This is a genomic window from Streptomyces sp. NBRC 109706 (assembly GCF_000974485.1).
Classification (GTDB): Bacteria; Actinomycetota; Actinomycetes; order Streptomycetales; family Streptomycetaceae; genus Streptomyces.
The window spans coordinates 1-23,395 of sequence record NZ_BBOM01000013.1 but is presented as its reverse complement, the minus strand read 5'-3'; the positions used below and the strand labels follow the sequence as shown (position 1 = coordinate 23,395).

21 protein-coding genes and 1 tRNA gene are annotated in these 23,395 nt (G+C 71.4%); 11 read left to right on the top strand and 11 right to left on the bottom strand.

The features are described from left to right. Positions 1-24: 24 nt before the first annotated feature. Complete coding sequence (locus tag AOM46_RS28730; protein ID WP_062216904.1) at positions 25-2,745, bottom strand: penicillin acylase family protein; 2,721 nt, start codon at positions 2,743-2,745, stop codon at positions 25-27. 382 nt (positions 2,746-3,127) lie between these two features. Here AOM46_RS28730 and AOM46_RS32630 point away from each other — a divergent pair, with 382 nt between their 5' ends. The 4 genes from AOM46_RS32630 to AOM46_RS28710 all read left to right on the top strand — a co-directional run bounded on the left by AOM46_RS32630 (position 3,128) and on the right by AOM46_RS28710 (position 6,128). Next, positions 3,128-3,508, top strand: a complete 381-nt coding sequence (locus AOM46_RS32630) for an FmdB family zinc ribbon protein (RefSeq protein ID WP_078857291.1) — start codon at positions 3,128-3,130, stop codon at positions 3,506-3,508. Then, the gene (locus AOM46_RS28720) at positions 3,505-4,371 is read left to right on the top strand and encodes an S-methyl-5'-thioadenosine phosphorylase (protein ID WP_062216898.1); all 867 of its coding nucleotides are present in this window, start codon (positions 3,505-3,507) and stop codon (positions 4,369-4,371) included. The genes AOM46_RS32630 and AOM46_RS28720 overlap by 4 nt, the downstream gene beginning before the upstream one ends. Positions 4,372-4,595: 224 nt before the next feature. After that, a complete protein-coding gene (locus AOM46_RS28715) occupies positions 4,596-5,393 on the top strand; it encodes a hypothetical protein (protein ID WP_234314097.1) in 798 nt (265 codons plus the stop codon). Between the two features lie 210 nt (positions 5,394-5,603). Beyond that, complete coding sequence (locus AOM46_RS28710; protein WP_062217387.1) at positions 5,604-6,128, top strand: MscL family protein; 525 nt, start codon at positions 5,604-5,606, stop codon at positions 6,126-6,128. Positions 6,129-6,151: 23 nt separating this feature from the next. On the opposite strand, the gene AOM46_RS31440 is transcribed toward AOM46_RS28710, so the two are convergent. The 4 genes from AOM46_RS31440 to AOM46_RS28690 form a co-directional block, all read right to left on the bottom strand. Then, positions 6,152-6,820, bottom strand: coding sequence for an AMP-binding protein (locus tag AOM46_RS31440; protein ID WP_067226692.1), 669 nt, complete (start codon positions 6,818-6,820; stop codon positions 6,152-6,154). A gap of 261 nt (positions 6,821-7,081) precedes the next feature. Next, the gene (locus AOM46_RS28700; protein WP_062216892.1) at positions 7,082-8,611 is read right to left on the bottom strand and encodes an MFS transporter; all 1,530 of its coding nucleotides are present in this window, start codon (positions 8,609-8,611) and stop codon (positions 7,082-7,084) included. A gap of 153 nt (positions 8,612-8,764) precedes the next feature. Further along, positions 8,765-9,421, bottom strand: coding sequence for a TetR/AcrR family transcriptional regulator (locus AOM46_RS28695; protein WP_062216889.1), 657 nt, complete (start codon positions 9,419-9,421; stop codon positions 8,765-8,767). 316 nt (positions 9,422-9,737) lie between these two features. Further along, positions 9,738-10,748, bottom strand: a complete 1,011-nt coding sequence (locus AOM46_RS28690; protein WP_062216886.1) for an RNA polymerase sigma factor RpoD/SigA — start codon at positions 10,746-10,748, stop codon at positions 9,738-9,740. 555 nt (positions 10,749-11,303) lie between these two features. Between AOM46_RS28690 and AOM46_RS28685 the strand changes: the two genes are divergently transcribed. The 7 genes from AOM46_RS28685 to AOM46_RS28655 all read left to right on the top strand — a co-directional run bounded on the left by AOM46_RS28685 (position 11,304) and on the right by AOM46_RS28655 (position 19,119). Further along, positions 11,304-12,785: an FtsW/RodA/SpoVE family cell cycle protein gene (locus AOM46_RS28685; protein WP_067226691.1), complete on the top strand. Its 1,482-nt coding sequence runs from the start codon at positions 11,304-11,306 to the stop codon at positions 12,783-12,785. Positions 12,786-12,925: 140 nt separating this feature from the next. Further along, on the top strand, positions 12,926-14,113 hold the full coding sequence (locus AOM46_RS28680) for a M20 family metallopeptidase (protein WP_062216880.1): 1,188 nt from the start codon (positions 12,926-12,928) through the stop codon (positions 14,111-14,113). 85 nt (positions 14,114-14,198) lie between these two features. After that, entirely contained in the window at positions 14,199-15,797 is a 1,599-nt protein-coding gene (gene egtA, locus AOM46_RS28675) for an ergothioneine biosynthesis glutamate--cysteine ligase EgtA (protein WP_234314095.1), read from the top strand. Further along, positions 15,794-17,197 (top strand): ergothioneine biosynthesis protein EgtB, encoded by a 1,404-nt coding sequence (egtB, locus tag AOM46_RS28670; protein ID WP_078857289.1) that lies wholly within the window; start codon positions 15,794-15,796, stop codon positions 17,195-17,197. The genes egtA and egtB overlap by 4 nt, the downstream gene beginning before the upstream one ends. Beyond that, positions 17,197-17,946, top strand: coding sequence for an ergothioneine biosynthesis protein EgtC (gene egtC / locus AOM46_RS28665; RefSeq protein WP_062216878.1), 750 nt, complete (start codon positions 17,197-17,199; stop codon positions 17,944-17,946). Before egtB ends, egtC begins: the two co-directional genes overlap by 1 nt. A 91-nt stretch (positions 17,947-18,037) precedes the next feature. Continuing rightward, entirely contained in the window at positions 18,038-19,024 is a 987-nt protein-coding gene (gene egtD, locus AOM46_RS28660) for an L-histidine N(alpha)-methyltransferase (protein ID WP_062216875.1), read from the top strand. A 19-nt stretch (positions 19,025-19,043) separates the two neighbouring features. Then, positions 19,044-19,119: transfer RNA gene (locus tag AOM46_RS28655), tRNA-Arg, on the top strand. Positions 19,120-19,187: 68 nt separating this feature from the next. Here the strand turns inward: AOM46_RS28655 and AOM46_RS28650 are convergent. The 6 genes from AOM46_RS28650 to AOM46_RS28625 all read right to left on the bottom strand — a co-directional run. Further along, entirely contained in the window at positions 19,188-20,339 is a 1,152-nt protein-coding gene (locus AOM46_RS28650; RefSeq protein ID WP_062216872.1) for a site-specific integrase, read from the bottom strand. Further along, entirely contained in the window at positions 20,339-20,539 is a 201-nt protein-coding gene (locus AOM46_RS28645; RefSeq protein WP_062216869.1) for a helix-turn-helix domain-containing protein, read from the bottom strand. Before AOM46_RS28645 ends, AOM46_RS28650 begins: the two co-directional genes overlap by 1 nt. Then, positions 20,526-21,845, bottom strand: coding sequence for a replication initiator (locus tag AOM46_RS28640; RefSeq protein WP_062216866.1), 1,320 nt, complete (start codon positions 21,843-21,845; stop codon positions 20,526-20,528). The genes AOM46_RS28645 and AOM46_RS28640 overlap by 14 nt, the downstream gene beginning before the upstream one ends. Then, positions 21,842-22,087 carry a hypothetical protein gene (locus AOM46_RS28635; RefSeq protein WP_062216863.1) on the bottom strand — a complete coding sequence of 82 codons (246 nt, stop codon included), beginning with the start codon at positions 22,085-22,087 and terminating at the stop codon, positions 21,842-21,844. Before AOM46_RS28635 ends, AOM46_RS28640 begins: the two co-directional genes overlap by 4 nt. 179 nt (positions 22,088-22,266) lie before the next feature. Further along, entirely contained in the window at positions 22,267-22,461 is a 195-nt protein-coding gene (locus tag AOM46_RS28630) for a hypothetical protein (RefSeq protein WP_062216860.1), read from the bottom strand. 66 nt (positions 22,462-22,527) lie between these two features. Further along, positions 22,528-23,395, bottom strand: an 868-nt coding sequence (locus tag AOM46_RS28625; RefSeq protein ID WP_062217381.1) for an IS110 family transposase, incomplete at its 5' end; no start/stop codon positions are given.

Below are 23,395 nucleotides of genomic sequence, written 5' to 3'. Positions count from 1 at the left end.
CCGTGATCGGCGGCCTCGGGTTCCTTATTCGTTCTGATCGTTGGGTGTCGAACTCGCTCCGGACGGGGTCAGGGTGAGTGTGTTGACCGACCGTTCGGTGACCGCTTCCGGGCTGCTGGGCCAGGGCAGATACTCGCCCCGCGCCCAGAGGTCGGTCTGGTCGGTGTAGTTGTCGTGGTAGGCGTGGCCGGAGGCGCCGGTGAGGTTGACCCACAGGGAGTCGTCGAACGCGTCCAGGCTGATGATCATCCGCATGGACGGGACCCAGGTGATGTCGTAGCCGCCGGCCGCGTTCCAGCTGCTGGCGTCCACCGCGTCGGCGCCGCCGGCGAGGTTCCACGGGCCACGGTTGAGCAGCCACTGCACGGGGCCGGGACCCTCGGTGCCGAGCGTCTGGTTGTTGAGCATCAGCCGGTGCAGCCGGCCCCAGTTCCAGGTGTCGATGTCCTTGCCCAGCTTGGCCGTCAGCTCCCAGCGCGCGTCGCGCATGGCGCGGGCGAGCAGTTCGTCGCGGTTCTCGGCGCCGGCGGCCTGGCTGGTCGCCGGCGTGCTCCACCAGTCGCTCTCCGGGTCCTCCAGCAGGTTGCGCACCACCTCGAACCAGCGGTCGCCGCCGTCCGGTTGGGCGTTCTCCGGGGCCCGCTCGCCGCACTCCTCGATCAGCCGCTCGCCGCCGTCCAGGTCCTCCATGGGCTCGGAGTCGTCGGCCGGCGGGACCCACAGACACTGGTCCTCGACGCGCAGTTCCTTGGGCAGCTTGTTGCCGAAGGCCAGTTGCAGCAGGTTGCGCCAGACCGCGTTGTAGTAGGCGGCGCCGGGTGAGTCCGCGTCCTGGCTGAAGTCCCAGCCCACAAGCAGCTCCTGGGCGTCGCGCACATAGGGATCGGAGATCTCGATCTCCAACAGGTGCGGCACCAGGACCTTGGCCATCTCGTTGCTGTTGTCCAGCTGGATCGCCTGCATGTCGCCCATCGAGATCTTGCCGCCGTCCTCGATGGTGGCCTGGATCAGATCCTCGATCCGCTGACTGCGGGTGCCGTAGCTCCAGTCCTCGGTGAGGTGGTAGCGGTACTCGGCCGGGGCGATCACCGACTGGTTGGCGGTGACGATATAGCCCCGCTCCGGGTTGAACTCCCAGGGCAGCTCCTCCTGGGGGATGTAGCCGACCCAGTCGTAGGAGGAGTCCCAGCCGGGGGACGGATAGCGGCCGTCGCCGGTGCCCCTGATCGGGATCAGGCCGGGGGCCTGGTAGCCGATGTTGCCCGCGGTGTCGGCGTAGACGAGGTTCTGCGAGGGCACCGCGAAGTCCTGCGCGGCGGCCCTGAACTCGTCCCAGTCCGTCGCGGTGTTCAGGCCGAAGACCGCGTCCATGCTGTTGGTCGGCTCCAGCGCCGTCCAGTTGAGCGAGATCGCGTAGCCGCTGCCCCGGTCGGGCGCGCCGGCGTCCACCGGAGCGCTGCCCCCGACCGCCTCCAGCTCCTCGTGCCGGTCGGAGACGATGGGGCCGTTGACCGTGGAACGAACGGTGATCTCCCTGGTCTCCCCACCGGCCACCCGAATTTCCTCGGTCCGGGTTTCATAGGCGATCTGCTCGCCATCGCGCAGATACTTGCCGTGATCGAGCTTCTCCAGTCGGAGATCGGTCACATCCGCGCCGAGATTGGTAAGCCCCCAGGCGATGTTCTGGTTGTGTCCGATGATCACGCCCGGCATTCCGGAGAAGGTGAAGCCGGAGACGTCATAGGGGCACTCCGCCGAGACCTCGACGCAGTGCAGGCCCATCTGGTACCAGACGCCGGGCAGGGAGGGGGCCAGATGCGGGTCGTTGGCCAGCAGGGGCGCCCCGGTGGTGGTGTAGTCGCCGTGCACCACCCAGGAGTTGGATCCGATGCCGCTGCCGTTGGGGCCGAGCAACGCGGGGATCTCGTCCAGGGTCTCGGAGAGCGAGGACAGCTGGGTCGAGACCCCGTCCGCTGCCTCGGCCGCGTCGTCGGGCAGCGCGTCGGCCGGGTAGATGTCCCCGTTCTCCGCGCCGTTCTCGGTCACGATCGGTCGGTTCCGATCGTACGGATAGGCCGGATACAGCTCCTCGACCTGCTCGGGAGTGAGGCGTTCCGTCAGGAACGCCCGGTCGATCTCGTCCTCCATGTTGCCGCGCAGATCCCAGGCCATCGCCTTCAGCCAGGCCACCGAGTCGACCGGCCGCCACTCCTCGGGGCGGTAGTCGTTCACCAGGTCGAGCGCGGCGTACTCGACGGAGATCTCCTCCACGCTGTGCTCGGCCAGGTAGGCGTTGACGCCCTCGGAGTAGGCGACCAGGAAGTCCTTGGTCTCATCCGAAAGTTCGTTGTCGTATTCCTCCTGCGCGACCCGGTGCCAGCCGAGCGTTCGTAGAAACGCATCGGTCTCGACCTGGTCTTCGCCAAACATCTCCGAAAGTCGCCCCGCGGTCAGATGGCGGCGCACATCCATTTCCCAGAACCGGTCCTGGGCGTGCACATATCCCTGCGCGCGGAACAGATCCTCCGCCGTCTCCCCGTACAGCTGCGGAATGCCGTTGGCGTCGCGTTCCACGGAGACGGGAGCGGACAGTCCGTCGATGGCGATCTCTCCCGAGACCTGGGGGAAGGACGCGCGTACGGTGGAGACGCTCCAGTAGGCGCCGTAGCCGAGACCGGCCATGAGCAGCAAGACGAGCGCGATCACGATCAGACGACCGCGTCGCCTGGGCTTCTTGGCGGGCATCTCTGTCCTTCAGAGGGCAGCTGAGGCGGGTGGGAGCAACCATAGACATACGGCCACTGGGGTGAGCCTACGGGGAGTGGGAGGCCCGGGGCGCCGCGCTCCCATGCCGGGCGATGTGTGGTGAAAACGCGCCAACCGTCGCGCTCCGGGGTGTCGTCCGGGCCGCGATGCCACGGCCGGGGGCGGTCGCGGAGCGGCCGTCGGGCGCCCCGGGCGACGGTGCCGGAATGTTCCGGCGTGCGGGGGAGTGGGAGGGGGCGAGCGCGCTCCGTCGGGGCGGTGTGAGCGACGTCGGAGGGGGCGCCGGTGGACTTCCGGCGGTGGAATGTTGCACGATGGGTCGTCGTTAGCACTCCACAGTGCAGAGTGCCAGGAGGAAGACGTGCCGACCTATCAGTACCAGTGCACCGCGTGCGACGAGGGTCTTGAGGTGGTGCAGAAGTTCACCGATGACGCCCTGACCGAGTGCCCCAACTGTCAGGGGCGCCTCAAAAAGGTCTACTCGGCGGTCGGCATCGTCTTCAAGGGCTCCGGCTTCTACCGGAATGACAGCCGGAACGCCTCGTCCAGCAGTACCCCGGCCTCCAGTGGGTCCAAGAGTGGCGAGAAGGCCACCACCTCGTCCGGCGACTCCTCGAAGTCCGGCTCGGACTCCTCGTCCTCCTCGTCCTCGTCCTCGGGCGGGTCGGCCACCACGGGCGGCGCCGGGCTCACCAGCGGCTCGTCGAGCAAGAGCACGGGCACCGCGGCGTCCGCCGCATGAGCCCTGCCGGCGCGGAGGCGGCCGACTCCGTCGGCGTCGAGGCCGCCGAGATCGGTGTCATCGGCGGCTCCGGGTTCTACTCGTTCCTGGACGACGTGACGGAGATCACAGTCGATACGCCCTATGGCGCGCCCAGCGACTCCCTGTTCCTGGGCGAGATCGCCGGCCGCCGGGTGGCGTTCCTGCCGCGCCACGGCCGGGGCCACCATCTGCCCCCGGCCCGGATCAACTACCGGGCCAACCTCTGGGCGCTCCGGTCCGTGGGCGTGCGCCAGGTGCTGGGGCCGTGCGCGGTGGGCGGCCTGCGGCCCGAGTACGGCCCCGGCACGCTGCTGGTGCCCGATCAGCTCGTGGATCGCACCAAGACCCGGGTGGGCACGTTCTACGACGGTGAGACGCGTCCGGACGGGCAGCGGTCGAACGTGGTGCATGTCTCGCTGGCCGACCCCTACTGCCCCGTCGGCCGCCGGGTGGCCCTGGGGGCCGCGCGGGCCCGGGACTGGGACGCGGTGGACGGCGGCACCATGTGCGTGATCGAGGGGCCGCGCTTCTCCACCCGGGCCGAATCCCGCTGGCACGCGGCCCAGGGCTGGTCCGTGGTCGGGATGACGGGCCACCCCGAGGCGATCCTCGCCCGCGAACTTGAGCTGTGCTACACGTCGTTGGCCCTGGTCACCGACCTTGACGCGGGCGCGGAGGCGGGCGAGGGCGTCTCGCACGCGGAGGTGCTCGAAGTCTTCGGCCGCAACGTCGGGCGGCTGAGGGACGTGCTCTTCGATGTCGTGGGCGGGCTGCCGAGGGAGCGTGACTGTCTCTGCGCCACGGGGCTGCTGGGGCAGGACCCGGGCATCACCCTGCCGTAGGGATTGCCCGTCAGCCCCGGGCGGGGCTCGCGGGCCGGCCCTGCCGGCCTGGGCCGCCCCATGGACCGGCCGGGGCCGACCCATGAAGAAGTCTCCCTGGGGTGACGGCTGTTCAGCCAGTGCGTCGGCGCGGTATCACTCGTTCGGGTGATGGGCTTTTCCACAGGTCAGAGGTTGTCCACAGGCTTCGGCGAGATTTTCGCGCGGCGTGCAGGGTGGGCGTCATGAGTCTCTGTACGGATGCCGCCGAAGCGGCCCAGAGGAGGCCCGGCGTCCCCGCCGTGCCCCCCGATCCCATCCAGCACGCCCGCCGGGGCCCCGCCCCCGACGAGCGCCCACCCCCCGCTTGGGCGGCGGTCGGCGACGGCCCCCGGCGGAGGCCGGCCGCGCGGGCCCCGTCCGGCGCTGGTGCCCGCGCGCCGGAGTTCGGCGTGGTGCCGTCCTTCGCGCCCATCCGCCCGCGTGGCTCCCGTCGATCGTTGCGGTGGCTGCTGCGCCGGCGGCGGCCGGTCGCCGGGGTGCTCGCGCTGCTGGCTGCGCTCCTGTCGCTGTTGCTGCCCGACCCCGGCGGCGAGCCGGCGAGCCCGCCGAACGCCCTGGTCAGCGGCGATGCGACGGCCGCTGCCGGAGGAGCGGATGCCGATGTCGCGGAGCAACGGGCGCCCGCCGCGGAGCCGAGGCAGCTCTCGTTGACGCTGCCGATCGCGGACCCGGCCTCGGTCCGCTCGCTCAAACCGGGAGATCGCGTCGACGTGTTCGCCACCCCGCCGTCGGGGGCGGGAGCGGTGGCGGAGGGAGCCTCCGCCGTTGTGCCCGAGGCGAGGCTGGTCGCCGGCGGCGCCAGGGTGGCCGAGGTGCCCGAACCACCGGGCGGGCCGGATGCCGGGCAGGGCGCGGCGCTCGCCCCGGGGCTCGAGTCGGGAGGTCTCGGCGCCCGGCTGGTGGTCTCCGTCGACTCCGACACGGCGGCCGCGCTGGCGGGCGCGGCGGCGGGTTCCACGCTGGTGGTCGCGCGATGGTGAGCGTCCGGTGGCGAGGGTGGCCTGATTGGACAGCTTCCCGCAGCGTGTTGCACGGTGACCCGCACGGATTCCAGGGTCCCCGGGGCCGGCGCGATGTGCGGCGGCCGAGCGGGGCGGAAGAGAGGCGAGACGGTGAGCGAGGAAGATCGGGACGGCAAGCGGGCTCTCACCGAGGTGAGAGGGGTGCTGGCCGGCTTCCGCGAGTTCCTGATGCGCGGGAACGTGGTGGATCTGGCGGTGGCCGTGGTCATCGGCGCCGCGTTCACCAACATTGTGAACTCGGTGGTGGAGGGGGTGATCAACCCCCTGGTGGGCGCCTTCGGCACCCAGGACCTCAACGAGTACCAGTCCTGCCTCCGCGGTCCCTGCAAGGAGGTGGACGGCGTGATGCAGGGCATCCCGATCAACTGGGGCTCGGTGATCAGCGCCTCGCTGACCTTCCTGATCACGGCGGCGGTGGTCTACTTCCTGATGATCCTGCCGATGACCCGCTATCTGGCGCGGCGCAAGGCCAAGCAGCCGGTGGAGCCGGCAGCGAAGACCGATCTGGAGCTGCTGGCCGAGATCAGGGACGAGCTGGTGGCGCTGCGGGCGGCGGGCGGCTCCGCCGGTGGCTCCGGTGGCTCGGGCGCTGTCGGCGGCACTGCCACGGTCGGGGCCCAGCGTCCGGCGCCGGAGGGCGCCGCCGGCGAGGGAGCGGATTCCGCCGCGACGGGCGGGGACCGCGAGAGCTGAGGGCCCTGGCCGCCGGGGGCGGCTCAGAGGTGGTGCGGCGGACGCTCGTTGATCAGGCGCAGCAGGTTGCCTTCGGATGCCTCCTGGGTGGGGTCCTCGCCCCAGCCGTGGTCACTGTCGTCCGGGGAACGGCTCGACAGCGGGTCGTCGAAGACCAGCTCTTCGGTGCCCGGGGTGCCGCCCGTCGGTGGGATGTCCGCGCTCATATGGCCAGGATACGGCCGGGGCGGCAGCGTCCGAGGCGTCAGATCCTCGTGCCACCAGCGGTCCCGCCCCGGCTCCCAGGGCACGGGGCGCGCGAGCTGCCTGACCACCAGGACCTTTTCCACCTTGGGGCAGCCGGCGAGAGTCCGGTCCATGTTGGCCTTGACGTTGTGCACCCGCCCGTCGGCCTCACAGGCGTCCGCGCAGATCACCACCCGGGCCCCGCTGGTGTTGAGGCGGTCGCGCACAACATCCCGGTTGTTCCCGATGGGCAGGGTGATCCGCTGGGCGCCGATCTTCAGGCAGGCCAGGGTGATCACCACCGACTCAAGGCACATGGGCAGTTGCACGGCCACCGGGTCCTGGGCGCGGACCCCGTGGCTCAGCAGGGCGGCGCTGGCCTGGTCCCCCATGCGCAGCAGCTGGCCGTGGGTGAGCACGTCGGCCGGACCGGACCAGCGCCCCCCACCATGTTGATCTCCCGACATGTGCCCAGCCTCGTCGGTGTCGGTAGACGTTCCATAAACGTCCTCTGTACGGGCTGGCGGCGAGCCGGACCGGGCTTCCCGGGACGGTTGATGGCCACTGCCGGTCCCGGAGCGTCGGCGCGCGGCCGCCGGCCGGCGCTTCCGTCCCGCCGACGCCGTGCTCCCACGGCTGGTGCCCGGGGCGGTCCCATGGGTCGGCCCCACGGCCGAGAGTCGGTCGTGGGGCCGGCGCCCGGCGGGTGCCGGGTGGGTTGTTCCGCGTCAGTGCACGAGCACCGGAGCCGGTTGGTCCCCGGCCTCCTGGCTGTCGGTCTTGCCGAGCGCGCCGCCGCGCTCCGCGTTGATCAGCAGGAACGCGATCACCGACGCCGCCGCGATGATGGCGAAGCCCCACCAGATGGCCACGCTGTAGCCGTGCACCTCGGACGCCAGGTGCAGTCGCAGTTGGGCGTCCTCCGTGGTCGCGTCCTGCAGGCGGGAGGCCAGATAGCTGGTGGTGGCGCTCGCGGCGATGGTGTTCAGCAGCGCGGTGCCGACCGCCCCGCCGATCTGCTGTGCGGTGTTGACCATCGCCGAGGCGACCCCGGCGTCGGTGGGCCGCACACCGGAGGTCGCCAGGCTCATCCCCGCCATGAAGGCCGTTCCCATGCCGAGGCCGAGCAGCACCTGTCCGGGCAGGATCACCGCCACATAGGAGGAGTCCACCTCCAGCTGGGTCAGCCAGAGCATGCCGAGCGAGGCCACGAACAGGCCGGGCCCCATCAGGAAGCGCGGCGCCACCCGGGTGGCCAGCCGGGGAGCTATCTGCGTGGACCCGATGATCATGCCGGCGACCATCGGCAGGAAGGCGACGCCGGTCCGGACCGGCGAGTACTCCCGAACGATCTGGAGGTACAGCGTCAGGAACAGGAAGAGCCCGAACATCGCGATCACGGCGAGCGCGAACGCCAGATAGGTGCCGCCCCGGTTGCGGTCGGCGATCACGCGCAGCGGCAGCAGCGGGTGCTTGACCCGGCTCTCCACCAACACGAAGGAGATCAACAGCGCCGCGGAGGCCACAAAGCTGGCGACCACCCAGGTCTCGGTCCAGTCCTGGTGCTCGGCCCGGCTGAAGCCGTAGACCAGGGCCACCAGACCGAGTGTGGCCAACAGCACACCTGGCACGTCCAGCGGGGAGCGGTTGCGCGCCTCGTCCGGCTCGCGGATCACCAGGATGGCGCCGATCACGGCGACCACGGCGAAGGGCACGTTCACATAGAAGGTCCAGCGCCAGTCCAGGTAGCTGGTGAGCACGCCGCCGAGCAGCAGGCCCACAGCGGCGCCCGCACCCGCGATGGCACCGAAGATGCCGAACGCCTTCGCGCGTTCCTTGACGTCGGTGAACATGACCGTGAGCAGGGCCAGTGCCGCGGGGGCGAGCAGGGCGCCGAAGACCCCCTGCAGGGCCCGGGCGCCGAACATCATCAGCTGGTTCTGCGCCGCTCCGCCGAGGCCGGAGGCGAACGCGAAGCCGACGAGGCCCAGGATGAAGGTCCGCTGCCGGCCCCAGATGTCGGAGATGCGTCCGCCGAAGAGCAGCAGACCACCGAAGGCCAGGGCATAGGCGGTGATCACCCACTGGCGGTCGCCCGCCGAGATGCCCAGGTCCTCCTGGGCGGTGGGCAGCGCGATATTCACGATCGTGCCGTCGAGCACGACCATCAGTTGCGCCAGCGCGATGAAGAAAAGAGCCTGCCAGCGCCTGGGATTGGCGCCGATCGGCGTCGGGCGCACGGTGGTGTCGGGTGGCATGGAGTTTCTACCTCATAAGGGAGATAAGGGGCGAAGTTTGGGAAGGGGAAGCCCACGGTCGGGCATCCGGCCCGCCCGACTCGGTGATGAAGCCGATGAGATGGACCCGGCGTCGCGCGGAAACTCAGCGCTGAGTCGCCAGCCGGGAGGAGCTCAGCGGATCTCCTCCTTGAGATCCGCCAATCGCAGGGCCCCTCCGGCGAGTTCACTGCGTGAGGGAGTCCGCAGGCCGTCCAGGAAGATCTGGAGATGGCGGCGGGACAGGTCGACGTCGTCGGAGCACGGGCTGCCCGGCACGGAGAGCGTGAGCCGGCTGACGGCGATCAGCAGGTCTCCCGCGCCCACGTCGGTGCGCAGCTGGCCCGAGGCGTGTGCCCGTGCCAGCAGTTGTTCGGTGATGTCGAGGGCTCGGTGCCGGCTGGCGGCCAGCTCCGGGTTCTCCCCCTCGGCGCCGACCCCGAGCAGATGGCACAGGCCGCCGACTCGTTCCTCGGCCGAATCGAGGACCAGCCGGCTCAGCGCCTCGAAGGGGTCACGCTCGGCCTCCAGAGCCTGTCTGGCGCGCTCGGTGATCCGGTCGCTGACAAAGATCAGCATCTGGAGCAGCAGAGACTGCCGGTCGGGAAAGTGCCGGTACAGGGTGGCATTGCCCACTCCGGCCCGTCGAGCGATTTCGTCCAGGGCGACCTCGGGCCCGTGCTCCACCACCGCCTCGCGCGCCGCGCCCAGGATGCGCTCCCGGTTGCGCGCGGCGTCGGCGCGCAGCGGAGCGCGCGCTCCGCCTCGCGCGGCAGTCGTGGACTGGCTCATGAGGATCCCTCGCTGCGTGAGACTCAACAACCGGGGAAAGCCTCCCCGCTTGATCGGACTCAGGCTTAAACGGGCAGTGGCTCCCCACTTATTTCGGCAAGAAGTGTGTGCACGGTCACACTTGCCGCCTCGTCGGGTGGCGCGGACAGAACGCGGACAGAACGCAGACGGAACTCGGCCCCGGCGCCTGGGCGCCGGGGCCGTTGAGTGGTGATGCCGGGACTCGTGGTGTTCGGTTGGTCGTCGCGTCCAGTCGCCGGTGGTGGCGGACGCGGTCGCGGTGGCTGTGGCAAAGGGCCCGGCCGGACGGGGCGGCTCAGGCCGCCGCGTCGAAGCCGGAGTCGTTCGCCATCTTCTTCAGTTCGAGCAGCGCGTGCTTCTCGATCTGCCGGATGCGCTCCCTCGTCAGGCCGTGCTGCTTGCCCACCTCGGTGAGCGTGCGCTCACGCCCGTCCTCGATGCCGTAGCGCGCCTTGATGATGGCCGCGGTGCGCTGGTCGAGCCGCCCGATGAGGTCCTCAAGGCCCTCCCGGCGCATCATCACCAGCACCGACTGCTCGGGTGAGGCCGCCGAGGTGTCCTCCAGCAGATCCCCGAACTGGGTCTCGCCCTCGTCGTCCACCGCCATGTTCAGGCTGACCGGGTCACGCGCCCAGTCCAGTACGTCCTGCACGCGCTCCGGCGTGGAGCCCAGCTCGGCCGAGACCTCGGCCGGCTCCGGCTCGCGACCGTGCTCGCGGTTGAACTCCCGCTGCACACGACGGATCCGGCCCAGCTCCTCGACCAGATGCACCGGTAGCCGGATGGTGCGCGACTGGTCGGCTATCGATCGGGTGATGGCCTGCCTGATCCACCAGGTGGCATAGGTCGAGAACTTGAAGCCCTTGGTGTAGTCGAACTTCTCCACGGCCCGCACGAGGCCGGCGTTGCCCTCCTGGATGAGATCGAGCAACGGCAGCCCACTGCGCGGGTATCGGCGTGCCACGGCGACCACGAGACGCAGGTTGGACCGGATGAAGCTGTCCTTGGCGCGGTCGCCCTCGGCGACCAGCGCCGCGAGCTCCGCCCGCGAGGCCGAGCCCGAGGGCCCTTCGGCCACCGGCTCCTCCTGCTCGTTGAGCAGGCGCTCCGCGTACAGCCCCGCCTCGATGGCGAGGGACAGCTCGACCTCCTGCGCCGCGTCGAGCAGCGGAGTGCGGGCTATCTCGTCGAGATACATTCCGACCAGGTCGCGCTCCGTGGCATCGCTGCTCGCGCTGGACCGGACACTGCCCGTCGCGACACTGTCATCGGTGTCCTGACGCCGGGCGACGGCACGGGTTGCCATACGTGCTCCCTTGCGAATTGATCAGAGGTGATCTGGGCGATCACACAAGGTCCTCCTCGGACCGGACCGGGATGCCCCCTTGCCTCCCGAGCCCGTAACGATCTAACGACGGGAATCCGGACAGAATTCCCAACCGGTGCATCTTTTTCTCGCCGATGGAGTACCCTGCCCGGCCACAGATACCGGCATGGCCGGATCGGGCCGTGTGCGTCATCCCCTCCACACCCCTGAAGACGAACAAAAGCAAGCGATAGTTGCGTTCGGGTACCCCGGGCTGTAGGACGCCATGCCCCTACCGCCCGGAGGCCACGCGGTTTGTCCGACGGGGTCTCCCGTTTCAACGAACGCGGCCGCCGCACCCTTCCCGCGCGCGGGATCCTCCCCGTCGCCTCACCCGTTCGGCCCAGTGGGTGCGCGGGTGCGGCGTTCGCGCCGCATGGGTAGGTTGCGGACGGCGCGCGCCGCTTCCGCCGCGACGGCCGGTCTTCCACCGGCCGTCGCGGCGTGTGTGGAAGGCCACACCGGCGCGCGGACCGACACGGGGGTGGGGATGGGATGGGCAGAGACAGCGCGGGGGCCACGGGCTCCCGTCGGCGGGGCTGGGGGCGCCCCGTCGAGTCGCCCGGCGTGCGCGCCTGGACCGCGCGCCGGCGCAATCTCGAACTCGCCCTGGTGATCTTCGCCGTCGCGATCGTCGCCTCGGGCCACACCATCGTCGGCCTGACCGTGCTGGATCGCCCGCCGCCCGGACTCCTCGCCCACACCGCCGGCCTGGGCGCGCTGGCGTTGGCCGCGCATCTGGTGGTGCGACGGTACGCCCGCTTCGCCGACCCGCTGATCCTGCCCGTCACCGTGCTGCTCACCGGCCTCGGCCTGGTGCTGATCGACCGGCTTGACCACGCCTATGCGACGCACTTCCCGGAGACCGACTACCAGTCCGCCCCGGTCGCCTCGGACCAGGTGCTCTGGACGGTGGTGGGCGTCGGCCTGCTGATCGGCACATTGGTGGTCCTGCGCCACCACCGGGCGCTGCAGCGGTACACCTATCTCGGCATGACCGTGGCGATGGCGCTTCTGATGGCGCCCGCCCTCTTCGGCGCCGATGTCTACGGTGCCAAGCGGTGGATCGTGGTGGGGTCGCTCTCCGTCCAACCGGGCGAGTTCGTCAAGGTCATGATCGTTGTCTTCTTCGCCAGCTACCTGATGGCGAACCGCGACGCGCTGGCGCTGGCCGGGCGCAGGGTGCTCGGCCTGGACCTGCCGCGTGGGCGGAACGCGGGCCCGGTGCTTCTGGTCTGGGCCGTCAGCCTGGTGGTTCTCTTCTACGAACGCGACCTCGGCACCTCGTTGATCTTCTTCGGTGTCTTCGTGGTGATGCTCTACATCGCCACCGGGCGTCCCGGATGGCTGGTGTTCGGCGGGTTGTTGGCCGCGTTGGGGACGGTCGTGGTCTCGGCCACCCAGGAGCATGTCAAGGGTCGGATCCGCATCTGGCTGGACCCGATGGTCGCGTTTCTGCCCGAGGACGAGCGGCCCGCGGGCTTTGTGTCGGACCAGGCGGCCCAGGCGCTGTTCAGTTTCGGTGCCGGCGATCTCCTCGGCACCGGCCTCGGACAGGGGCACACCTATCTGGTCGGCTTCGCGGGGCGCAGCGACTTCATCCTGACCGCCGTGGGCGAGGAGCTGGGGCTGCTGGGCGTGACGCTGGTGCTGCTGCTCTACGCCCTGCTGATCCAACGCGGCTTCCGCGCCGGCCTCGCCACGCCCGATCCGTTCGGGAAGCTGCTGGCGGCCGGGCTCGCCTCGGTGATCGCGCTGCAGGTCTTCGTGGTGGTCGGCGGTGTCACCGGGCTGATCCCGCTGACCGGCAAGGCGCTGCCGTTCCTGGCCCAGGGCGGTTCGTCGACGGTGGCCAACTGGCTGCTGGTGGCGCTGCTGATCCGGGTCAGCGACCGGGCGGGGCGGGCCGCCACCGAACCGGCTGGCAACGCGACCATCCTCTTCCCGGCCGCCGTGGCCCGGCCCGATCCGCTGTAGCCGGCCGGCCCTCGGGGGCCTCGCGCCGGGATGCCTCGCCTGCCCGCGAGGGGACCCCGGGAGGGGACCCCGGCTTGGGGCTTCCGGCCATAACTCCCGCCCACAGGGCTGAAATCGGCCAATGTGGGCAGATATTCACGATGAACCTTCTCGATGACGCCAGGGCGCTGAGCGACGAACTCGTCCAACTCCGCCGCCGGTTGCATACGATCCCCGAGATCGGGCTCCAACTGCCCCGCACCCAGGAGGCCGTGCTGGCCGCGCTGGAAGGGCTGCCCATCGAGGTCAGCACGGGGCGGGGGCTGACCTCGGTCACCGGGGTGCTGCGCGGCGCCCGCCCGGGGCCCACCGTGCTGCTGCGGGGCGATATGGACGCCCTGCCGGTGTCCGAGCGCACGGGCCTGCCGTTCGCCGCCGAGGCCGAGCGGATGCACGCCTGCGGTCACGACCTGCACACCACCATGCTGGCCGGCGCGGCCCGGCTGTTGGCCGCGCACAGAGACCAACTGGCCGGAAACGTGCTGTTGATGTTTCAGCCAGGGGAGGAGGGATACAACGGCGCCGGCCAGATGCTGGACGAGGGTGTGCTCGACGCCACCGGCGAGCGCCCGGTCGCCGCCTACGCGCTCCATGTGCTCTCCCACACCTGGCCGGCCGGCGTCTTCGCCGGCCGTGGCGGCCCCGCCCTGGCGGCCTCCAGCGTCCTTGAGGTGACGGTGCGCGGCGCCGGCGGCCACGGTTCGGCGCCCTATCGCGCCAAGGATCCGATACCCGCCGCCTGCGAGATGGTCACCGCGCTCCAGACCTGGATCAGTCGCAGCTTCGACGTTTTCGATCCGGTGGTGCTCACGGTCGGTCGTTTCCACGCGGGTACCGCCACCAACATCATTCCCGACACCGCGACCTTCGCCGCCACGGTGCGGACCTTCTCGCGCGAGGCCAGAACCCGGGTCGGCGAGGGCGTCGTCACCGTCTGCGAGGGCATCGCCGCCGCGCACGGACTGGAGGTGGACGCCCGCTTCGTCGAGCAGTACCCGGTCACGGTCAACGACGCGGCGGAGGTCGCGTTCGCCGCCGACACCGTCCGCGAGGCGATCGGGGAGGAGCGCTTCGCACCCCTGGAGAACCCGCTGACCGGCGCTGAGGACTTCTCCCGGGTGATCGACGAGGTGCCGGGCGCGATGATCTTCCTCGGTGCCACGCCGGAGGGCGTCGATCCCGAGGTCGCGCCCGCCAACCACTCCCCGCTGGCCGCCTTCGACGAGTCGGTGCTGGCCGACGGCGCCGCGCTCTACGCCGAGCTGGCCGTGCGCCGACTGGCGGTATAGCGCCCGGCGGGTCCCTCCCGGCCGTCCTACCGTGATTCCACTGCCCGGACAAAGGGGGCAGACGGGATAGAGGAGGGCGGCCGGGATGGCGTCGGAAGCGTCTCGCCCACATATGGCCCCGTCGGGTCCCTCGCGCCCCGGGGCGGCCACCCCGCGCGCGCCCCGCGGCGCGCCACCCACCACGCCGGAGACGTTTCCCGACGACAGCCCCGACGCCCCCGACGCGTCGCCGCTGAGCGAGCGGGACGCCGAGGAACATGTCGCCCGTGGCTGCGTCCGGGTGGGCGCTCCCGCCCGGACCGGGGTCGAGCTGGAGTGGCTGGTGCGCCGGGTCGACGATCCGGCCGCCGAGGTGCCGGCCGAGGCGGTGCGCGCCGCGCTCGCCCCGCTCCACGACACCGCGTCGCCGCCCGCCGACCCTCCGTGCGACGCCGTGCTCCCCGGCGGTGGACGGCTCACCCGCGAGCCCGGCGGTCAGCTGGAGATCAGCAGCGCGCCCGGGGCCTCGCTGCTCGCCTGCGTCGAGGCGACCGGAACCGATCTGGCGCGGCTACGCGAAGCGCTGGCCTCGGCCGGCCTTGAGGCCGCGGGCCTGGGGCTCGACCCCTACCGCGACCCGCCCCGGGTGCTGCACCACCCGCGCTACCAGGCCATGGAAAGCTTCTTCGACCGGCAGAGCCCGGGCGGTCGGCTGATCATGCGGGCCACCGCTTCCGTGCAGATCAGCGTGGACGCCGGCGACGACTCCGGGGGCCCGAGCGGATATCGCGCCCGCTGGGCGCTGACCCACCGGCTGGGCCCGATCCTGACCGCCGCCTTCGCCAACTCCCCCGTCTGGCGGGGCCGCCCGACCGGCTGGCGCTCCACCCGGCAGGCCCTGTGGACCCGCCTGGACCCCGGCCGCACCCGGCCGTTCACCCCCGAAGCCCACCCCGCCCCCGGCTCCGGCGGTGTAGGGGAGGGCGAGGATCCGCGCGCGGCCTGGGCCCGTTACGCCCTGGACGCGTCGCTGCTCTGCGTGCGCCGGGGGGCGCCCGCCAACTGGGTCGCGCCCCCCAATCGCTCCTTCCGCTCCTGGTTGCGCGGGCCGACCGCCGACCGGCGCGCGCCCGTCCTGGCCGATCTGGACTACCACCTGAGCACCCTCTTCCCACCGGTGCGCCCCCGTGGCTGGTGGGAACTGCGGATGATCGATGCCCAACCCGGGGATGACTGGATCGTGCCGCTGGCGGTGACCAGCGTGCTGCTGGACGATCCGATCGCCGCCGAGGCCGCACGACGCGCGACCGAGCCGCTCATCCGGGGCGGCGCGAACCACGCGGTGCCCGCCTTCGACCTCTGGCTGCGCGCCGCCCGACACGGTCCGGCCGATCCCGAGCTGGGCCCGGCCGTCCGCGCCTGTTTCGCCGCCGCCGACGCGGCGCTGGCCCGCCTGCCCGGCGCCGGCCACCTCAGGGAGGCCGTCGCCTCGTTCGCCAACCGCTACCCGGAGCACGGCCGTTGCCCGGCGGACGACCAACTGGACGCCCTGGGCACGCCCCCTGGCCCGCCGCCGAGACGGGCCCGAAGAGCCGGCCGTCCCCCGCCGGCCCCATCCCGGCCAGCGGCCGGACCCCGGCCAAGGGACCGGACCCCACGACCGGACCATCCCCATCGCGCGGCAGCCAAGGAGACCCCCGAATGACCGAGACCCCCGTCGCGCCCACGCCCCCGACGCCGCCCAAGCGCCGGGTGGGCACCCCCGGCGCACTCGACGCCGTGTCCGCCCCCGACGCGCGCGCCCCCATCGACCCGGGCGAGTTGGCCGCCGCACTGGAGGCCGCCCGCCGGCGCACCCACGAACTCACCGACTGCCTGCCGGCGGACGAACTCACCGCGCGGCACTCGCCCCTGATGTCGCCGCTCGTCTGGGACCTGGCCCATATCGCCAACCAGGAGGAGATCTGGCTGCTGCGCCGGGCCGGCGGACGCGCACCGCTCCGCGCCGACCTCGACCACCTCTACGACGCCTTCCGGCACCCCAGGGCCGACCGCTCGGCCCTTCCCCTGCTGTCCCCCGCCGAGGCCCGCCACTACGCGGCCGAGGTGCGCGCCCAGGCGCTTGAGGTGCTGGACCTGCTGGCCGGCGAGCCCGAGCGGGCGTTCCTCTTCGCCATGATCGCCCAACACGAGCAGCAGCACGACGAGACCATGCTCGCCACCCACCAACTGCGCCGGGGGCGCGGGGTGCTCTACGCGCCGGCGCCCGCGCGCCCCCGTCCCGGGCACCGGCCGCCGGCCGAGGTCCTGGTGCCGGCGGGCCCCTTCACCATGGGCGTCGACCCGGCGGACGACCCCTGGGCGCTGGACAACGAGGGCCCGGCGCACCGGGTCTTCGTCCCCGCGTTCTGGCTGGACACCACGCCCGTCAGCAACGTCGCCTACCAGGAGTTCATCGCCGACGGCGGCTACCACCAGTCCCGCTGGTGGCACCCGGAGGGCTGGGCACACCGAAAGCAGGCCAATCTGACGGCGCCGGCCTTCTGGCACCGCGACCTCGAAGGGCAGTGGCTTCGCCACCGGTTCGGGCGCGCCGAACCCGTGCCACCCGACGAGCCGGTGCTCCACATCAGCTGGTACGAGGCCGATGCCTACGCCCGGTGGGCCGGCCGGCGGCTGCCGACGGAGGCCGAATGGGAGAAGGCGGCCCGACACCACCCCGCCACCGGCCGCTCCCGCCGCTACCCCTGGGGCGACGTGGCCCCCGACGCGCGGCACGCCAACCTCGGCCAGCGTCACCTCCGTCCGGCACCCGTCGGCGCCTACGCGGAAGGGGCCGCGCCCAGCGGGGCACGTCAACTCCTCGGTGATGTCTGGGAGTGGACCGCCACCGAGTTCACCGGCTATCCCGGCTTCGCCGCCCATCCCTACCGCGAGTACAGCGAGGTGTTCTTCGACGCCGGCTACCGGGTGCTGCGCGGCGGCTCCTTCGGCACCGATCCGGTCGCCTGCCGAGGCACCTTCCGCAACTGGGACCTCCCCGTCCGCCGCCAGATCTTCGCCGGATTCCGGACCTGCCGCGACGCGCGCCCGGGCCTCGGCTGATGTGCCGCCACCTCGCCTACCTCGGGCCCCCGCGTTCCCTGGCCGAACTTCTCACCACCCCTCCGCACAGCCTCTATGAACAGTCCTGGGCGCCCAAGTGCCAAGTGGGAGGTACGATCAACGCCGATGGCTTCGGCATCGGCTGGTACCCGCCGGACGACGGGGCGGGCCCCGTGCGCTACCGCCGCGCCGTTCCCATCTGGGCCGACGAGAACCTGCCCGGCCTGGCCGGGCTGCTGCACAGCGGCGCCGTGCTGGCCTCGGTGCGCTCCACCACCCCGGGCGGCAGCAACCACGAGACGGCCGTGGCCCCCTTCGCCCTGGGGCGTTGGCTGTTCAGCCTCAACGGAAGCGTCGACCGCTGGGAGCAACTCCCCACCGACCTCGGCGAGCCGCTGACCCCCGCCGAACTCCTGGGCATCGAGGCGCGCGTCGACGCCGCACTGCTCTGGCTGATGGCGGCCCGACGGCTGGTGGCCGGCCAACCAGCCCCCGAGGCGCTGGCCGAACTCGTCGCCGCCGTCCTCACCGCCCGGCCCGACGCCCGCCTCAACCTCCTCCTCACCGACGGCAGCACCGTCGTCGCCACCCGCCACGGCGACAGCCTCTGGTACCGGACCGAGGACGAACGGCTGCTCGTCGCCTCCGAGCCGGTGCCGGAACAGCCGGGCTGGCGCGAGGTGCCCGAGCACTCCCTGCTCCGCGCCAGCCGCACCTCGGCCGATGTCCAAGCCCTGCCACGACTCTAGGCCCCGCCACTGACAACCGCCCCCGCGCCCGCGCCCCGCGCCGGCCGGCGACCGTGGAACGGGCGGGCAGGAAACCGCCGAAAGGAACGCCATGACCAGCAGCGTCACCGTGCACGACACCCTGCCGGAGGACCACTTCGCCGAGCGCCTGCACGCCGATGTGCGCACCGGCCTGACCGCCGACCCCAAGTCCCTGCCGCCCAAGTGGTTCTACGACGCGCGGGGCAGCGAACTCTTCACCCGCATCACCCGGCTGCCCGAGTACTACCTCACCCGCGCCGAGCGACAGATCCTCCGCGCACACGCCCCCGACATAGCCGCCCACACCAACGCGCGGACCCTGGTCGAACTCGGTTCCGGCTCCTCGGAGAAGACCCGGGTGCTGCTCGACGCCCTCACGGCCGGCGGCACGCTGCGCGCCTACGCCCCCATCGACGTCTCGCGCACCGCCCTGACCGAGGCCGCCGAATCGATCCTGGACGCTTATCCAGGGATCGAGGTCGATGCCACTGTGGCCGACTTCGATCAGGAACTGCCCATACCCGAAGGCCCTGGCCCACGACTGGTCGCCTTCCTCGGTTCCACCATCGGCAACTTCGACACGGCGGAACGCGCCGCCTTCCTCAGCCGCCTCGGCGCCGCGCTCACCCCCAACGACGCGATCCTGATCGGCGCCGACCTGGTCAAGTCGCCCACCACCCTGACCCGCGCCTACGACGACGCGCAGGGCGTCACCGCGGAGTTCAACAAGAACCTGCTGCGTGTCCTCAACCGCGAACTCGACGCCGACTTCGACGCCAGCGCCTTCGACCACGTGGCGACCTGGAACGAGCGCGCCGAACGGATCGAGATGTCCCTGAAGGCCCGCTACGGCCACACCGTCAAGATTCCGGTGCTCGACCTCGAAGTGGGCTTCAGCCAGGGCGAACTCCTGCGCACCGAACTCTCCACCAAGTTCCGCCGCCCCCGCCTCGCCGCCGACCTCGGCCGGTCCGGCCTCACCCCCACCCACTGGTGGACCGACCCCCAGAACCGCTTCACCGTCCTCCTGGCCCGCCCCACCGACCGAACCGGCTAGACTGATCCGCGCTGTCCCGGCCTCCGTAGCTCAGGGGATAGAGCACCGCTCTCCTAAAGCGGGTGTCGCAGGTTCGAATCCTGCCGGGGGCACCAGGGAAAACGCCCCGGACCGATCATGCTCCGGGGCGTTTGACATCCACTTCTGACATCAACGGCGGCGGTCAGTCACGACCGGGGTGCCTCCTGAGCAGGCGGTCCATGTGGCTGATCGCCTCCCGTTGGGTGTCCCGCACGACGTGTGTGTACACGCCCATGGTGATGCTGATCTGGCTGTGTCCGAGGATCTCCATCACCACCCGGGGAGCAACCCCCGCAGCGGTCAGAAGCGTGGCGCAGCCGTGTCGGGCGTCGTGCAACCGGATCACCCGGAGCCCCGCGTTCCCGGCGACCCGGGTGAACGACCGGTACACGTTGCGCGGTTCGACCGGCCGCCCGGTGCGGGTGGTGAACACGTAGTCGCCGCCCGCCCACTTCTCGCCCGCCTGCTTCCTGACGGCTGCCTGCCGCAACCGCTGCCACCGCAGCGGCGCCACGCACATGGCCGGAAGGGGAACGGCCCGGCGACGCCGGCCCTTGGGATCGTCGTCATAGAGCCGCCCACGCCGACGCTGCGTCTGCTGCCGGATATGGAGAACCCGGTTGTCCAGGTCCACATCCGACCAGCGCAGGCCGACGATCTCTCCGCGCCGCAGACCCATGGTGATGGCGAGCACGAACGCCGCATAGAGCGGGTCCTTCCGGGCCGCCGCGAGGAACGTGAGCGTCTCGTCCAACGTCCACGGCGTCAGCTCCCGCGACGTGGGACGCGGAGGCTCCACCAGCGACGCCACATTCCGACTGATCAGCTCCTCCCGGCAGGCTGCCGTGAGCGCGCTCCGCAGTACCCGGTGTGCCTCCTTGGCCGTCGCCGCAGTGGTCCGCTTCTCCAACCGGGTGAGAAAGCGCCGCACGTCCGCGACGCCCAACGACTCCAGTCGCTTGGTCCCGAGCAGCGGCATCAGATACAGCCTGACGTGCGCCTCGTACTTGTCGTAGGTGCTCAGCTTCCGGCGCGGCCGGACCACGTTGTCCAGCCAGTAGGGCAGCCACTCGGCGAGCTTCGCCGACCGGGTGGGCACGGGCACGCCGCTCTCCGCCTTGGCCAGCAGCGCGCGCCGCTTGGTGTCGCACTCCGTCCACGTCTTGCCATAGGCGTACTTTCGGGCGCGGGTTCCGTCCGGCTGAAGCACATAGACGGCCGCCTGATAACGACCGTCCGACCGTTTGGTGATCGTGCCCGTGCCGTTCGGGTTCCGCTTTCGTTGCCGCGCCATCAGGCCGCCTCCCCGGTCTCGTTGGCGATGAAGTCGCGCAGTGCCGATACCGGGACGCGACGCGCGCGCCCGATGGTGAGGGAGGACAGCCGGCCGGAGCGGATCAGCTCATAGACCGCCGTGCGCCCGAGTTTGAGCCGGGCCATGACCTCCGGAACGGTCAACAGCGCGGCGGGGCCGGCCGGTTCAGTGCGTGCCATGAGGCTCACCTCCCTCGCGCACGGACGCGGCGATGAGTTCCCCGGCGGGGTCATAGCCACGTCCCGCGTAGTGCCACCGGCCCACGGTGACCGTGGACTTCCCACCGGCGCGGTGCGTGGCGCGGGCGGTGCGGAGGGCGGTCAGAGTGGTGGAGTAGCGGCGGGACTTGGTGGTGAAGTGGCCCCGGTAGCCGAGCATGTGGGCCCAACGACGCAGGCCGAGTTCAGCGAAGGGCGGCAGCCCACCGAGCCACCAACACGTCCCCGCCATGCGGAGCACGTGGTAGCGCAGGGGCAGGGCGACCAGTTCGGAAGCGTCGCGGATACGACTGGCGGTGGCGCCGGCAGTCTCCGCGCCCTTTGTCGCGTACTTGGCGATGTAGCCCGCCACGGCCGAGGAGGTCAGCCGTTGCCCGTCGCCGAACGCGGCGATGGGACGCACATCAACCTGAGGGCCGAAGCGGAGTACGCGAGCACCGATCACGTCCGCTCCGACCGCGCGGAGGCGGACCCGAGTAGCCGCCGTGCGCACCGCGTCGGCGAGCAGTTCGGTGCTCGCCCAGCGGGGCGGGACGGTCGAGGGCCCGTCGGGCCCGTCGAGGCGGACGACCGCGTGGAAGTGGACCAGGCCGCGACGTTGGTACTCGGCGACCTTGGCGTACGACAGGCGCACTCGTTCGGCGAACGCGGAGCGGGTAAGCCCCGCCCGCCGGGCCAGTTCGCGGCGCAGCTCCAGGGCGAAGCGGTGCCACAGCGTTCCCGCGTGCGCCTGCCACAGGACCGCCCCCGCGTAGTCGTAGCAGCGCGGGCACAGCGGTTCGCCCAACCGGGGATCGCTGTGAGTGTGCTGGATGCGGCAGCCGATCGGTCGCCCGTGCGGGCAGCGTTGGTCAAACGGTCGCGGCCGGCAGGGCAACGGTTCGCCGCTCCGCTCCCGACGGGTGTGGACCGCTCCGAAGCCGGGGGCGGTGAGCGTGGCGAACACCCGAGGGTGCCCACCGACCCGTTCCGTCACCTCCTTGCCACCGGTCAGCCCCGCGCGGATCAGATGGAAGGTGTCTCCTCGGTAGGTCCGGGCGCAGGGCGGGCAGACGACGGCACGTCGGTTGCCGCACGGGATGATCAGTCCCCCGCTCAGCGAGCGGAGCACTTCGCCCGTGGCCGCGTCCACGCTGACTCCGTGACCGGCCAGATTGACCGGGCTGACGCAGCCGCCGAGCCGGACGATGCCGCGTCGCCAGTCCTCGAAACCGGGGTGGGTGGCGCGTTGGAGCAGCGCGCTCAGGGAGTTGAGGGAGTCGTTCATCGCGGCTCCCCGAAGGCGTGTCGCATGACGTCGGCGATGCCGGCCGGCCGGGTCTTGGCGGAGAACCGGAACGTCGGGTTCGTCAGCCACAGGGCCGCGCCGTGGGCCGGACACAGGCGCCGTTCCTCGCCGTCCGCACCGACGAGCACGGCCTGTTCGGTGCCCGCACAGGTGGGGTGTTCCTCCTCGCGCATGACGCACACGGGAGGGCGCGACTTGCGCGAGCGCTTCTCGCTGGTCACAGTGTGGATGCTCCTTTCTCTGCTCACGTGGGGGTGGGAGTGGGCACCTGACCGGGTCGGGTTTGGCGACTTCGCGCCCGGTCGGGAGCCCGTTTTCTCTGGGGTCATGTCGCCCGGCTCTCGGGCGGTGGGATGATCTTGTTGACGCACCCGCAGCGTTTCCTCTCCTTGGCCGTCGGTCAGAACTGAAGGCGCGCTAGGAGCGCGCTGACTCCGTTGAGTGCCGTCTGAAGCATCGGGGCGGCTGCCGTTTGAGCGAGCAGGAAGCCGAAGGTCGTGCAGAGCACCGCCTCGAACGTGCGCAGGTAGCGGATGCGGACGAGGAACCAGATCAGCAGGCCGAGCAGTAACACGGCGGAGGCTGACAGAAGCACGGGGCATCTCCCTTCAGGGTGTGTCGTCGTGGAGTTGGGGCAGGTCCGGGGATGCTCTTATGGATGTCAAGCAGCGGTTGCGAGGTGATTCGGGGCCGGTGCGGTGGCGTTCGTGGTGGTCAGGACGTGGTAGACCTCGCGGGCGACGAACCGCTTGAGGCAGCGGATGATCTCCTTCTTGGACAGGCCCTCCTTGGTCCGTCGCTCCATGTACTGCTTGGTGCGCTGGTCCCAGCGCAGGCGGCAGAGCACGATCCGGTAGAGGGCCGCGTTCGCGGCCCGGTCACCGCCCCGGTTGAGCCGGTGGCGGTGGGTGCGGCCGGATGACGCGGGCAGCGGGGCGACGCCGCAGAGCATGGCGAACGCCGCTTCCGAGCGGAGCCGGTCGGGGTTGTCGCCCGCGGTGACCAGCAGCTGGCCGGCGACGTCCGGGCCGACGCCGTTCAGCTCGGTCAGGGCCGGGTTGATCTCCTGGGTGAGCGGGGCTATCAGCTCGTCCAGTTCGTCGATCTCCTGGCCCAGGTCGCGGTGGCGGCGGGCGAGAGAGCGAAGGGCGATCTTCGTCGCGGTGAGCGGACCGCCGGCCTGGTCCAGGCTCGGGCGGAAGCCCGCGCAGGTGGTCAGCAGGTCCTTGTCCTTCAGGTGCCGCAGCATGGTGCGGACGCCTTCCGGCGCGGTGACGATCAGGTTCTTGACCTGCCGCTGCACGTCCGAGCGCTGCTGGACCGCGCTGCGGCGGGCGACCCGCAACGCCCGCAGGGCCTCGACCCGCCCGTCGCGGAACTTCGGTGTTCCCGTGCGGCGTTCGGCGAGCGCGGCCCGGGCCGCTGCCTCGGCGTCGACCGGGTCGGACTTGCCCTGCCACCGACGTGCCTTGCGGTCCGGGCGGTCGATCTCGACCACCCTCACGTCACTTTCACGCAGGTGGCGGGCG

Bases quoted from the DNA above. Each gene is read 5' to 3' on its own strand.
- AOM46_RS28730 (WP_062216904.1), bottom strand. From the start codon at position 2,745: ATGCCCGCCAAGAAGCCCAGGCGACGCGGTCGTCTGATCGTGATCGCG.
- AOM46_RS28720 (WP_062216898.1), top strand. From the start codon at position 3,505: ATGAGCCCTGCCGGCGCGGAGGCGGCCGACTCCGTCGGCGTCGAGGCC.
- AOM46_RS28715 (WP_234314097.1), top strand. From the start codon at position 4,596: ATGAGTCTCTGTACGGATGCCGCCGAAGCGGCCCAGAGGAGGCCCGGC.
- AOM46_RS28710 (WP_062217387.1), top strand. From the start codon at position 5,604: ATGCGCGGGAACGTGGTGGATCTGGCGGTGGCCGTGGTCATCGGCGCC.
- AOM46_RS31440 (WP_067226692.1), bottom strand. From the start codon at position 6,820: ATGTCGGGAGATCAACATGGTGGGGGGCGCTGGTCCGGTCCGGCCGAC.
- AOM46_RS28700 (WP_062216892.1), bottom strand. From the start codon at position 8,611: ATGCCACCCGACACCACCGTGCGCCCGACGCCGATCGGCGCCAATCCC.
- AOM46_RS28695 (WP_062216889.1), bottom strand. From the start codon at position 9,421: ATGAGCCAGTCCACGACTGCCGCGCGAGGCGGAGCGCGCGCTCCGCTG.
- AOM46_RS28690 (WP_062216886.1), bottom strand. From the start codon at position 10,748: ATGGCAACCCGTGCCGTCGCCCGGCGTCAGGACACCGATGACAGTGTC.
- AOM46_RS28685 (WP_067226691.1), top strand. From the start codon at position 11,304: ATGGGCAGAGACAGCGCGGGGGCCACGGGCTCCCGTCGGCGGGGCTGG.
- AOM46_RS28680 (WP_062216880.1), top strand. From the start codon at position 12,926: ATGAACCTTCTCGATGACGCCAGGGCGCTGAGCGACGAACTCGTCCAA.
- egtA (WP_234314095.1), top strand. From the start codon at position 14,199: ATGGCGTCGGAAGCGTCTCGCCCACATATGGCCCCGTCGGGTCCCTCG.
- egtB (WP_078857289.1), top strand. From the start codon at position 15,794: ATGACCGAGACCCCCGTCGCGCCCACGCCCCCGACGCCGCCCAAGCGC.
- egtC (WP_062216878.1), top strand. From the start codon at position 17,197: ATGTGCCGCCACCTCGCCTACCTCGGGCCCCCGCGTTCCCTGGCCGAA.
- egtD (WP_062216875.1), top strand. From the start codon at position 18,038: ATGACCAGCAGCGTCACCGTGCACGACACCCTGCCGGAGGACCACTTC.
- AOM46_RS28650 (WP_062216872.1), bottom strand. From the start codon at position 20,339: ATGGCGCGGCAACGAAAGCGGAACCCGAACGGCACGGGCACGATCACC.
- AOM46_RS28645 (WP_062216869.1), bottom strand. From the start codon at position 20,539: ATGGCACGCACTGAACCGGCCGGCCCCGCCGCGCTGTTGACCGTTCCG.
- AOM46_RS28640 (WP_062216866.1), bottom strand. From the start codon at position 21,845: ATGAACGACTCCCTCAACTCCCTGAGCGCGCTGCTCCAACGCGCCACC.